The following is an 11,801-nucleotide window of genomic DNA, read 5'->3' on the forward strand; positions in this document are numbered from 1 at the left end:
AGCGAGCGTATCCCCGGCACTGTCCCGGTCTCCGCGTCTTGGGTGAAATCTTGGATGCACCTGAGGCGCGCTATCGCAGCGGCTCCGGCCGGCGGCCTCAGTCGGCTGCGGCGGGTGCGGCTTCGGTGCGCGAGCCACGACGTCGGCGGAGTGCCGGCCACGTCAGCACGGCGATGACCGCGGCGAGCGCTGCAGCCGCGGCCGCTGCGAGATGTGCGGCCGAAAGGCCTGCCTGCGCCGCGTCGACAGCACTGCCGCCCTCCGACAGCGCCGCGGCGCGGTTCAGAGCATCGACGGCACCGAACACGGCGATGCCGATCGCCCCGCCGATCTGGGCGGTCGACGACGCGAGGCCGGAGCTGACACCGGCGTTGCGGGCTGCCATGCCCTCGGCGATGACCAGCGTCGTCGGAGTGAAGCTGAAGGCCACGCCGGTGGCGGCGATGATCAGGACGGGGAGCACTCGCCACACGTAGGGCACGCCGGTGTCGATGGTCGCGAACAGCACATGCGCGACGACGAGCATGAGGAGCCCCATCACCGCCACCTTCTCCGGCCCGAAGCGCGCGAGCACTCGGGGAAGCACCAGGGTGCTGACTGCGAAGCCGGCGATCGACGTCGGCAGCATCGCGAGGCCGGCCATGGCGGGGTCGTAGTCGAGAACCTGCTGGATGAGCAGGGCGACGAGGACGAAGCAGGCGATGCGTGCCGCCCCTCCGAGCAGGTTGACGAAGATGCCTCCGGCGACTCGGCTGTCGCGCAGCCCGGGGAGCGGAAGCACCGGGTCGGGGCTCCGCCGCTCGACGAGGACGAAGCCCACGCCGGCCACTATGGCGATTCCCGACGCAGCAAGCACCTCGAAGGAGACGATGCCCGCATGCGGCACGCTCAGGACCGCGAAAACCACGGCGGCGGCAGCCGCGGTGACGAGTGTCGCTCCGGTGGCGTCGAAGTGCCGGCGGGTCGAGGAGTGGTCGCGGCGGAGGTGGAGCCAGCCTGCGACGCCCACCAGAATCGCGGCGGCCGCGGTGACGAACATGACGCTCTGCCAGCCCAGCGCGCCGGTGAGCAGCCCGCCGACTGCGACCCCGAGCGCGCCGCCGGCAGTGGATGCCGCGCCCCACCAGCTCATCGGCCGCGCCCGCGAGGCTCCGGCGAACGTCGCGAGGATCACCGACATCGCGGCGGGGCTGAGCATCGCCGATCCCGCGCCCTGCACGAGGCGCGCGGTCACGAGCACGGTGTCACTGGACGCGAAGCCGCCCAGCACCGATCCGGCGGCGAGAACCGCGGCGCCGATGAGGAACATCCGGCGACGGCCGAAGACGTCGGCGGCGCGTCCGGAGATGAGCAGGAGACCGCCGAAGGTCAGGAAGTAGGCGTTGAGCACCCACGCGGTTCCGACGGCGGTGAGGCCGAGGTCCTCGGCGATGGAGGGAAGTGCGACGTTCAGGATGCTGGAATCGAGCATCACCACCAGCTGCGCGGCCACGAGTGTGAGCACCAGCGGCAGGCTGCGGTCACGCATGAGCAATCGCCTCCAGGACGGAAAATCTCGTGGTGCGGATGGCCGGTGCCTTCCCGCGACCGGACCCGCGACGGCGACGATACCCGCGGGGGCACTCAACCGCTGAATCGGACCGTCGGGTTCGATCAACAGGCTCGTCCGAGTGCGCCGCTCTTGATCGCGCTCTCCCCGCCCACCACGACCACCGTGCGCGGACCTTGTGAATACATGTAGCCGAGATCGAACCAGTTCGGATCGCAGGACGGGCGCACGAGCTTCAGGGGCGAACCGAGCTGTCCGGCGACTGCTCCGCCGGCAGTGGCATCCGCGAAACCGGTCCCCGTCGCATAGAACCAGGTGTCCGCCACCGGCAGGTCCCCAGCGAGCAGGGTGGCCGTCTCGTATCGGTCAACACCTCCTCGACGCGTCACACCCGGATCGATGGCGGCGAGATCGGCTTCGATGCCTGCCGACACCACGCCGGTGTCCCCGACGATCCGCAACGGTGCATCGAAAGTGCCGACGAGGTCGCGGGTAGTCGCGTCAAGTGTCGATGTCTGCCCATCCACCAGCACGAGCGGACCCCCGAGCGCTCCGGCGACGGCCGACGCCGCGAGCGCGTCGGGGAAGTCCCGACCCGTCGCGATGTAGGCGATGGCGGGGATGTCGAAGAACTCTGCGGCAACCGCGCGAGAGGTCGCGTATCGGTCCGGCCCGGAGATCCTCACGACCGTCCCGGCGTAGCCGCGCAGGGCGGTCTGGGTAGCGGTGGAAACGGCTGCCGCTCCGCCGATCACGTAGATCGTGGCGGGCTCGATCCGCCGCAGCTCCGACGCGACCGCGGCCGGGAGACCGGTGCGCGGGACCAAGAGCACGGGCGCTCCGTTCACCGCTGCCGCGGCACCCGCGCTCAGCGCATCCGGGAAGGCCGTACCGCTCGCGATGAAGACGGTGTCTGTGCGCGCGGCGCCGAAGTACTTCGCGGAAAGCGCCGCCGCCGTGCGGTAGCGATCCAGGCCTGCGACCCGCTGGTACTGGACCGGCTCCTGACTGAAAGTCATCGTCCCCACGTCGACGACCGAGCCCGCGGTCACCGTCACGACAACGCGTTCCGGAAGATACCGGTAAGGAGGTCCGATGTCGGGTTCGGTGTAGCCGCGCAGCTGGTACACCCCGGGCGCGAGCCCGTCGATGGTGAAGGCGCCGGTCTGCCCGGTACCGATTGGCGTGGCTTTATGCGCGCTCAAATCGGCCTGGTTGGTCGCCGCGTCATAGGCATATGCCTCCACCGTGATCAAGTGGTTCAGGCCCGCGGGAAAGCCGCCCACGACGCCCGAGATCGATCCGAATTCGGCGGACAGTGTGATGTCCAGCGTTCGGTCGGCATCCCCGACGACGAGGACCTCCGACCCGGTCGGGAACCGCGTACCTCCGAGCCACGACGACGCGGACTCTTCCGTTGAGATGAAGACGTGATACCGACCGGGAGGAATCTCGGCGGTGAAGTCGGGTCCCGCGAAGACCATGGGTCGGTAGGTCACATCGGCGCTCTCGCCGAGCCGATGGAACGTCAGCCAGAAGTCGTCGTCGCCCGGCGCGCCGGTCACCGTGCCGCTGACCGTCACCAGCGGTGCCGCGGCAGTCGCGGGCGGAGTGCCCAGCACCCCCATGAGGATAAGTGCCGTGATCGCGAGGACCGCTGACCGTCTGACCATCTGTCCTCCGTCGTAGGAGCCCGGCGCGCAAGTGCGTGCGGTCCACGGTAGGCGTTCGCCCCACTCCGCACTAGACCGAAGATCAGCGTCGGTGCACCCCATGGTGCAGAATCGAGCGAATGGATGCCTCCGCCCCACGCCGCCCGGCCCGCCGCGTCGTCGCGGCTGTCCTCCTCGCCGGGGTGATCGCGGCCGGGCTGGTCGTCCACGCTCTGCTGCCCGACACCACGGCGACCGACATCGCGGGCGACGCGCTGTACGCCGTCGCGGCGTACCTCGCCGTCGTGATCGTCGCGCCGCGACTCGCGCCCCTGACGGTCGGAGCGATCGCGGCCGTCTGGTGCGTGCTCGTCGAACTGTTCCAGCTCACCGGCATCCCGCTCGCGCTGGGCGCGGTGTTCCCGCCGGCGATGCTCGCGCTCGGCACGGTCTTCGACGGGCGCGACCTCCTCGTGTACCTCCTGACGATTGTCGTCCTCGTGGGTGCCGACGCCGTCGTCACCCTGCCCCGTCGTGCAGCCGAGCCCGAGCCGGCGCGGGCCGAGGAATCGACGACGCCCTCGTAAGCCGCTCGGGTTGCGGCATCCGTCACCCGCACCGACCATGGATGCATGGGGGATGCCGCACCGCAGGGCGCCGGCCCGGGTGAACCCGCCGGGCCGCCCGTCGCCGCGCCCCGACGGCGGTCGGCTTGGCTGATCGGCGCGGTGATCGCCCTCGTCGTCGTCGGCGGCATCCTGGCAGCTCTCCTCGTGCGCCCGGAAGGCCCGTCCGCAGCCGCGCCGACGCCGAGCGCGTCGCCTACCGTGACCGTCACGCCGACTCCGTCGCCCACTCCGACGCCGACGGGCTTCCCGGCGAACACCGCGACATACGACGTGACGCAGCTGCCGCAGGTGAACGTGTTCGCCGTTATCCCGCAGCTGCCCGTCGACGACGACCCGTTCACGGAGCCCACCGGTGAGACCGCGCTCGCGGTCGGGATCGGCGCGCCGGTCTGGGCCGATCCCGCCGCGGAGCCCGTGGCCTACGTGCCGCGCGAGTTCCCGTACGACGGCACGACGATGCCGGTCGTCGAGCGGCAGGACCACTGGGTCAGGGTGCTGCTGACCGGGCGGCAGGCCGTGCCGTCGAAGGGCGACGCGTCGCAGGTGAGCGGGTGGCTGCGGGTACAGGATGTCGAGTTCGCGTCCACCGACGCCGTCGTCGAGGTGGGCATCGCCGCGCGCACCGTCGACATCGTGCGCAATGGGACGGCCGAGCGCATCGCGACCGACTTCGGCTGGGGCACGGACGTCACCCCGACCCCGCTCGGTCGCACGTACATCATGACCACCCGCGTCGTGCCGGAGTTCTGGTACACCCGCGGGCATCCGATCATCTACCTCGCGGTGCAGTCGCCCACCCTCGACGGATTCGGGGGAGCGGATGCCGCGGTCACGGCCTTCCACTATCACGATGAGCGATCCGGCCCGATCTCGAACGGGTGCATCCGGCTCGACCCCGACGCCATCGCCGCGCTCGCCGAACTGCCGTACGGGACCCCGGTCATCATCAGCCCCTGACCCTCTGCGACCTGGCATGCTGGATCGCGGCGCCTCGTTCGAGGAGGCCCGGCAATCGGAAGGATCCCCATGAATCAGCGCCCCCTCGGCCGCACCGCTCGTCAGGTCTCGGCCATCGGCCTCGGAACATGGCAGCTCGGCGCCGACTGGGGTGCGGTGAGCGAGGAGGACGCGACGGCGGTGCTCGCGGCATCCGCTGATCGTGGTGTGACGCTCTTCGACACCGCTGACGTCTACGGCGACGGGCGGAGCGAGTCGATCATCGGTCGGTTCCTCGCGGGCCGCACCGACATCACAGTCGCGACGAAGATGGGCCGGCGTCTCGAGCAGGAGCCCGAGAACTACACGCCCGAGAACTTCCGCGCCTGGACCGACCGGTCGCGCCGCAACCTCGGTGTCGACACCCTCGACCTGGTGCAGCTGCACTGCCCGCCGTCGGCCGTCATCGAGGACGACGCGACCTACGACTCCCTCGATGCCCTCGTGGCGGACGGCACCATCGCGGCGTACGGCGTCTCCGTCGAGACGTGCGCGCAGGCGCTCGCCGCGATCGCGCGTCCGAACGTGACGAACGTGCAGATCATCTTCAACCCGTTCCGCCTGAAGCCCCTCGACGAGGTGCTGCCCGCGGCCGAGGCTGCCGGTGTCGCGATCTTCGCGCGCGTGCCGCTGGCCTCGGGGCTGCTGTCGGGGAAGTACACGGCGTCGACCACGTTCGCCGAGAACGACCACCGCACCTACAACCGTCACGGCGAGGCGTTCGACCGCGGTGAGACGTTCTCGGGTGTCGACTATCAGGTCGGATTGGATGCCGCGGCCGAGCTCGCGGGCGCGCTGCCCGAGGGAGTCTCGCTTCCGGCGGCGACGCTGGCGTGGATCGCATCCCGGCCCGGAGTGACGAGCGTGATCCCCGGTGCGCGGAACGTGCGGCAGGCGACCTCGAACGCGGATGCCGCAGCCCTGCTCGACGGCGGGTTCGACGTCGAGACGTTCGACCGCGTGGTGCACGAGGTCTACGACCGTGATCTGCGTGAGGCGATCCACCCGCTCTGGTGAGGGGTGCGCGGGGCGGGGACGCGTTTCGTCTCGCTTCACTCGCTCAACGACCCGGGGGTGGGCCTTCGCTCCTCAACGACCCGGGGCGACGGGGGTGGCGTACGGATGCCCCGGCCCCGCGGGGGGACCGGTGCCGAGGCATCCGATTCTCTACGGCGTGGGATAGTCCACGATGTACTGCGGCGTGCCGGTGTTGCTGTTGTCGGCCTGACCGCCGACGCCGGTCACGACGTGCTGGATCGTGCCGGCGCTGAGGTTCACCGTCATGACGTGGTGCAGCTGCACGCCAGGCGTCTCGGGCACCGAGAATCCGTTCTCCGTGATGATCGACGGGTTGTTCTGGTTGAAGACGTAGACGCCGGCCCCGTCGAGGCGGTGGGTCTTGACCTTCGGGCCGACGACGTAGCCCGGGTAGCCGAGCGTGCCGTCGGGCTGCGTCCAGTCCGCCTGGGTGGGCGGGTCGTAAGGCAGCTCGTTCTGGTAGAGCACCACGCGCCCGTTCTCGCCGTTCCAGAGGGTGTTGTACTTCTGGAAGTGCTCGACGAAGAGTCCCGTCGCGGTGACGTTGTCGCCGTTGACGATGACGCCGTTCGTGCCGGTGTTCGTGGCCCAGCGCTGGTTGTCGCCGTTGACGCCGTCGGTCGGGTCGAAGCCCTCCACGCCGTGGTCGGCGCGCCACACCCAGATGTGGTCGATGAGCACGTTGTCGGAGTTGACCTCGAGCGCAGTCGTCGTCTTGCCGATGTGCGGGCCGCCGACGCGGAAGTACACGTCGCTCAGCGTGATCGGGTTCGCGGCGCCGAGCGGCTTGCCGCCTTTCGCCTTGCCGACCCGCAGCAGCACGGGCGACAGCTCGGTGCCGGCGTCGATGGTGACTCCGGCGATGACGATGCCCGCGGCATCCTTCACCTCGAGCGGAACCGCACCGCCGACGGCCGTGAGCGTCGCATGACCGAGTCCGAGCACCACTGTGTCGGCGCGCTTGACCTCGATCGTCTGGGCGATGTCGTACACGCCGGGCGTGAGGATCAGGTGCTGACCGCGGGCGAGCGCGTTGTTGATGTCCTTCACCGAGTCACCGGGCTTCGCGATGAAGAATTCGGTGATCGGGATGCTGCGCCCCGGCGTCATGCCGTCGGCCCAGCTCACTCCTCGGGTGCCGGACTGCGCCTCAGGTACACGCACGTTGTAGCGGCCGTCGTCATCGACGTAGAGGTACGGCTTCTCGCGGCTGAGCGGCGTCTCGTCGAGCGTCGTGTACGGCGGGTCGGGGAAGCCCGCGTCGTCGGGGGCGCCCACGACGCCCGAGAAGACCTGGTTCCACACGCCGTTCGACCAGCCGGCCACTTCGCTGTTGCGGGTGAGCCACTGCTGCTGCGAGCCGCTCACGACGAACGGCAGGCGCGAGTCGGCGATGAACCCGCCGCTGGCGAACTGGGGGCCGGCCGTGCAGTAGTCCATGAGTGACAGGTTCGCGCCGGAGATATCGACACGGCGCATCGAGACGGCCTGCGACACCGCCCAGAAGTTGGCGCTGGCGCGGCAGTCGTCGTCGCCGAGGCTGTTCACCTGGAGCGACAGGTTCGAGATCGTGCGCCAGAAGTTGACGAGGGCGATGCAGTTGTCGGCGGTGAGGCAGCGGTTGTACACCTCGATCGAGCCGTTGATGTCGACGTCGGTGGGGGAGGCGCCGAGCCCGGCCACGTCGGTGTAGTAGCCGACGTCGAACTGCAGCGGGTTCTCGGCGGTGCCGTACTGGCCGGGGAGGAAGTACACCGCACGGCGGACGCTGCTCATCTCGGCGTCGCGCTGCTGGTCGGCCAGCGCGTCGAGTTCGGCCTCGATCTCGTCGACGGGCATGTCGGGGCTGTAGACGGTGACGTTCGGCCCGAAGTCCGGGTTGAACGGGTCGACCGCGCGCGGCGGCGCGGCGGTGGCCGGGGCGGCTATGAGGGCTCCTGCGATGAGTGCCGCGCCCGTGGCGACGGCTGCGAGCCGAGTCCTCCGGCGGTGCGTGGTGGGGCTGGTCATGCGAATGTCCTCTCTTCGTCGAGGGATGTCGCGCGGCAGGTATGCCGCCTACTTACAGGACTGTAACCAAACCGTGGGAGCGGTTTCAAGGGCGCATTTCGAGGGAATCGCTTGCCGGGGTTGCGGGGTTGCGGGGTAGCCGGGCGGCGCCCACGCAGGCGAAGGGCGCCGCACCCCCGGATGGGTGCGGCGCCCTTCGTGTCTGGACGGGCGGTGATCAGCCCTCGTCGAGCTCCCGGCCGTGGACCGTGAGCGCGTAGATCACGATGACGTCGAGCGCGATCACGATGAGTGCCCACCACGGCTGGACGCTGAAGAACGCGAGCTGGCTGATCGCGTTGAGGGCGACGAGGATCACCGCGATGACGCGGGCCCACGTGACTCCGCGGAGCACGAAGATGCCCGTGACGATGATGGCGAGACCGAGGATGAGATGCCACCATCCCCAGACCTCGACGTCGAAGAGGAAGGTTCCGGCGTCGGACGAGATCGCCCACTTCTCGATGGGCGACAGGATGGCGTTCAGGCCATTGAGGGCGGCCAGGGCTCCGGCGATGATCATGAGGATGCCGGCGAAGACCGCCCAGCCGGCCCACCCGGTGCGCTGCGTAGATGACATGGAGTCGATTCCCTTCGGAACGGTGAGATCGGCGAGGTGTGATCTCTGGCGACTACATCGTTCTCCTGCCGCTGAAGCGCGGCGTCACCCCGTGCGGGTGAAAGGACTCAGAAGTCGATGCGCATGACGAGGCGCCGCTTCGTCGGATGCGCGACCTCACGGAGTCCGGCGGCCTGGAACGGGCCGACCGGGCCGACGTTCAGTTCGTCCCAGATGACCTGCCCACCGCCCGTAAGCAGCGGATAGCCTTCGACGGCCGAGGCTCCGCGGTCGCGTGCGAACTCGACGGCGGCGGCGACGAGCGGGTAGGTGAGGCCTTGGCTGCGGTGGCCCTTGCGCACGATCATGCAGGCGATCGCCCACACGGTCTCGTCGTCCTTGACCTCGGTGCGGCCCTTCCACGGGACGGGGGAGCCTCGGAGGCGACCGTATACCCCTCGGCGGTCGACGGCGCACCAGGCGACGGGCTCATCGCCCTGGTAGGCGACGATGCCGATCGTCTCGGTCGCGCGCGGGTCGTCGCAGTGGGTCTCGTCGCGGAGGATGGCGGCGCGCTCGGTGACCGGCATGTACCACCAGTCGTGGTCGCCCAGTCGCTGTCGCTGACACTGGCATTGCCCGGCGGCGCCGGTGAGGATCGCCTGCAGGTCGTCCCACGACGCCTCGTTGGCGGGGACGATGCGCAGGTCGGGCGTGGTGCCGGCCGCGGTCATGGGGTCAGGGTAGCCCGCGGAGCGGACACAGCGGGATGCTCTCTGCCGGGGCACACTCCAGCCCCGCGGCTACGCGACCCAGCTGAAGCGCGCCTTGCCGCCGAGTCTTGGAACGCGACCCGGATCGACGTGCGATGGCGGGACGAACCACACTCGTCCGTCGACACCGCGGCCGTCGACTCGGATCTCCCACCCGTTGTCGTGGATGCGATGGTGACACGTCTCGCAGAGCAGCACGCCGTTGTCGAGGTCGGTGGGTCCGGCATCCCGAGCCCACCATCGGATGTGATGAGCCTTCGTCATGCCCGGCGGAAGCCCGCACATCGCGCAGCCCCCGTCGCGCTCGCCGAGGGCGAGCCGCTGAGCCGGTGTGAAGAGGCGCTTGCGGCGGCCCCAGTCGAGGATCTCACTGTCGGAACCCAGCACGCAGGGGATGACTCCGCCCGACGCGGCCATGCGCCGGGCCGCCGCGATCGAGACGGGCCGGTCGATGCCGTCGACCGTGGCGCTGCCGGTTCCGTCGCGGAGGTCGGCGAGCGACACGCGAACGACGACCGTCGCGCCCTCGATCGGCCGGTCAGCAGAGCCGCAGCCGAGCATGTGCGCAGCCAGCAGCGCGAGCGCGTCGGCCTGGCGCTGGGCGAGGGTGCGACGCGGCGCATCGGCGTCGGAGGGCGACACCACGCCACCGCCGCCCGACACCTGCTCGGTGCGGAACTGCGCGGTGACGATGGCCTCGATCGCGGCCCTGAAGGGCGCGCCCGCCTCGGGGTCGAGCTTCGCGTTGACGTGCAGCATGCCGGCGCGCTCGTACATGTTCATGATGCGTTCGCCGAGGAGCTCGTGCTCCTGCGGCTCGAGGCCGTCGGGGTCGAGCCACGCCTCGGCGCGCGCGATGAGCTTGCCGACCTGATCGAGCGACAGCCCGGCCGCCTGCTCGCAGAGCATGCGCTCGGCCCGGTCGCGCTCCTCGAGACCGGCGCGCATCGCGACGCGGTCGAGCATCGCGATGATGGCGGATGCCGCGGACATGCCGATGCGGCCGACAGAGAGCGCTTCGGCGACATGAGGGTGGCGGGCCGGGGCATCCGCTCCACTGAACGTGCGGCGTGGCGCGGTGGCCTCGCCCACGGCGACGAGTCGCGAGGCGTCGCCGACGCTCGTGCCGGTGGTGGCTGCGATGAGCACCGCCGGGCTGCGGTAGCCGTTCTTCTTGGCGAGGCCTTCGGAGCCGAGCTCGGGACGCGACTGGCGCGCGATCTCGGATGCGACCCGCGCGTGCACCGCTTCGACGCGACGACGCAGGGCGCCGATCGTGCTGTTGAGGGCGACCAGTTCGGCCTGGTCGAGCGCGTCGACGGCGACGTGAGAGCCGCGCGGATCAATGGGCCAGGCATCCGCCACCACAGCCAATGCATCGGCGAGGCCGCCGATGGGATCGTCTGTAGGTTCGAACATGGGAGTGCCTTCCGCTGCGCGCGATGATCAATCTGCCGCTATCGGGCCGCTGATGAAGCGGATGGGCACTTCCGACGAGAACAAATATACTAAACTAACCGACGCAAAGCAACACTTTTCCGAAGTTATCCCCGCCGTCGCCGAGCCCTCGAGCGAGGCGAGAGTAGGGTGTGCGTGTGCCCCTCGTCCCTCGCGTCACGGTCGTCATCCCGTGCCGGAACGATGCCGATTTCCTCGATGCCTGTCTCACCGCGCTCGCGGCGCAGACCCACCCGGCCGACCGCGTGATCGTCGTCGACAACGGCAGCACCGATGCCTCGGCCGAGGTTGCTCGCCGTCACTACGCGACCCTGCTCGACGAAGCGAGGGTGGGGGTGTGGCCGGCCGCGGCACGCGGCTACGACGAGGCGATGGGCGACGCCGACATCATCGCGCGCCTCGACGCCGACTCTCGCCCTCATCCCGATTGGATCGCACGGCTGGTCCGTGCATTCGTGTCGGATCCGGGTCTCGGCGTGCTCACCGGCGGCGCGGAGTTCTACGGCGGCAGCGCGCTCACCAACTACCTGGGCGAGCGATGGTACATCGGCGGCGGGCACTACTGGGTGCGCAAGTGGCTGGGCGTCCCGCTGGTGTTCGGGTCGAACTTCGCCATGCGCTCGGCCGTCTGGCGGCGCGTGCGCGACCGGGTCGATCGCGAGAACGGGGCGATCCACGACGATCTCGACCTGACGATCCGCCTGCGTCCCGCCGACGGGGTGCGGTACGACCCGCAGCTGCTCATGCCGGTGTCGGCACGCCCGCTCCAGACGGTGAGCGGCCTGTCGCGCCGCGTCTTCAAGGTCGCCACGACGTTCGCCGCCAGCTGGCCCGAAGGAGCCTCGTGGCGCCGCCGCGAAGAGACGACGGGCAGCAGAGCGGATGCCGCGACCACGGCCGCCGACGAGTGGGCGCCCGACACCGACGACTGGACGCCCGAGTTCGGCCGCTGACCTCACCCCGGCGAAGCGCAGTCGCATCGCGGACGCACCCACCGCCCCGGACCGCTCTGCGCTCCCGAATCGCCCGAGTCCCGTCCACGCGTCGCATCACGTGCGCCCTTGACACGCCTCTCGCGCGGGTGGAACATGTGCGCCA

At 70.0% G+C, this 11,801-nt stretch carries 10 protein-coding genes; 4 read left to right on the forward strand and 6 right to left on the reverse strand.

Annotated features, from left to right (window positions below; genetic code table 11):
- Window positions 1-97 precede the first annotated feature (97 nt).
- Both JX005_RS07010 and JX005_RS07015 read right to left on the reverse strand, forming a co-directional pair.
- Window positions 98-1,528 (reverse strand): MFS transporter, encoded by a 1,431-nt coding sequence (locus JX005_RS07010; RefSeq protein WP_214466726.1) that lies wholly within the window; start codon window positions 1,526-1,528, stop codon window positions 98-100.
- Between the two features lie 125 nt (window positions 1,529-1,653).
- Entirely contained in the window at window positions 1,654-3,171 is a 1,518-nt protein-coding gene (locus tag JX005_RS07015) for a cell wall-binding repeat-containing protein (protein ID WP_214466727.1), read from the reverse strand.
- Window positions 3,172-3,341: 170 nt separating this feature from the next.
- On the opposite strand from JX005_RS07015, the gene JX005_RS07020 reads away from it, so the two are divergent.
- From JX005_RS07020 to JX005_RS07030, 3 genes are all read left to right on the forward strand, one after another.
- Window positions 3,342-3,788 carry a DUF2809 domain-containing protein gene (locus JX005_RS07020; RefSeq protein ID WP_214466728.1) on the forward strand — a complete coding sequence of 149 codons (447 nt, stop codon included), beginning with the start codon at window positions 3,342-3,344 and terminating at the stop codon, window positions 3,786-3,788.
- 45 nt (window positions 3,789-3,833) lie between these two features.
- Window positions 3,834-4,787, forward strand: coding sequence for a L,D-transpeptidase (locus tag JX005_RS07025; RefSeq protein WP_214466729.1), 954 nt, complete (start codon window positions 3,834-3,836; stop codon window positions 4,785-4,787).
- 69 nt (window positions 4,788-4,856) lie between these two features.
- Window positions 4,857-5,843 carry an aldo/keto reductase gene (locus JX005_RS07030; RefSeq protein WP_214466730.1) on the forward strand — a complete coding sequence of 329 codons (987 nt, stop codon included), beginning with the start codon at window positions 4,857-4,859 and terminating at the stop codon, window positions 5,841-5,843.
- A 150-nt stretch (window positions 5,844-5,993) separates the two neighbouring features.
- Here the strand turns inward: JX005_RS07030 and JX005_RS07035 are convergent, their stop codons facing one another.
- The 4 genes from JX005_RS07035 to JX005_RS07050 form a co-directional block, all read right to left on the reverse strand.
- A complete protein-coding gene (locus tag JX005_RS07035) occupies window positions 5,994-7,874 on the reverse strand; it encodes a pectate lyase-like domain-containing protein (protein WP_214466731.1) in 1,881 nt (626 codons plus the stop codon).
- 217 nt (window positions 7,875-8,091) lie between these two features.
- Window positions 8,092-8,493, reverse strand: a complete 402-nt coding sequence (locus JX005_RS07040; RefSeq protein WP_214466732.1) for a DUF7144 family membrane protein — start codon at window positions 8,491-8,493, stop codon at window positions 8,092-8,094.
- 107 nt (window positions 8,494-8,600) lie between these two features.
- Window positions 8,601-9,206, reverse strand: a complete 606-nt coding sequence (locus JX005_RS07045) for a GNAT family N-acetyltransferase (protein ID WP_214466733.1) — start codon at window positions 9,204-9,206, stop codon at window positions 8,601-8,603.
- Window positions 9,207-9,275: 69 nt separating this feature from the next.
- On the reverse strand, window positions 9,276-10,664 hold the full coding sequence (locus tag JX005_RS07050; protein WP_214466734.1) for an HNH endonuclease: 1,389 nt from the start codon (window positions 10,662-10,664) through the stop codon (window positions 9,276-9,278).
- Window positions 10,665-10,840: 176 nt separating this feature from the next.
- On the opposite strand from JX005_RS07050, the gene JX005_RS07055 reads away from it, so the two are divergent.
- Window positions 10,841-11,656, forward strand: a complete 816-nt coding sequence (locus JX005_RS07055; RefSeq protein ID WP_214466735.1) for a glycosyltransferase family A protein — start codon at window positions 10,841-10,843, stop codon at window positions 11,654-11,656.
- Window positions 11,657-11,801 lie beyond the last annotated feature (145 nt).

It is taken from the genome of Microbacterium flavescens (genome assembly GCF_018588945.1).
Taxonomy (GTDB): domain Bacteria; phylum Actinomycetota; class Actinomycetes; order Actinomycetales; family Microbacteriaceae; genus Microbacterium; species Microbacterium flavescens.

What these genes read in the sequence shown, in the direction of transcription:
- JX005_RS07030 (WP_214466730.1), top strand. Translation starts at nt 4,857, where the DNA reads ATGAATCAGCGCCCCCTCGGCCGCACCGCTCGTCAGGTCTCGGCCATC.
- JX005_RS07035 (WP_214466731.1), bottom strand. Translation starts at nt 7,874, where the DNA reads ATGACCAGCCCCACCACGCACCGCCGGAGGACTCGGCTCGCAGCCGTC.
- JX005_RS07020 (WP_214466728.1), top strand. Translation starts at nt 3,342, where the DNA reads ATGGATGCCTCCGCCCCACGCCGCCCGGCCCGCCGCGTCGTCGCGGCT.
- JX005_RS07025 (WP_214466729.1), top strand. Translation starts at nt 3,834, where the DNA reads ATGGGGGATGCCGCACCGCAGGGCGCCGGCCCGGGTGAACCCGCCGGG.
- JX005_RS07010 (WP_214466726.1), bottom strand. Translation starts at nt 1,528, where the DNA reads ATGCGTGACCGCAGCCTGCCGCTGGTGCTCACACTCGTGGCCGCGCAG.
- JX005_RS07040 (WP_214466732.1), bottom strand. Translation starts at nt 8,493, where the DNA reads ATGTCATCTACGCAGCGCACCGGGTGGGCCGGCTGGGCGGTCTTCGCC.
- JX005_RS07050 (WP_214466734.1), bottom strand. Translation starts at nt 10,664, where the DNA reads ATGTTCGAACCTACAGACGATCCCATCGGCGGCCTCGCCGATGCATTG.
- JX005_RS07045 (WP_214466733.1), bottom strand. Translation starts at nt 9,206, where the DNA reads ATGACCGCGGCCGGCACCACGCCCGACCTGCGCATCGTCCCCGCCAAC.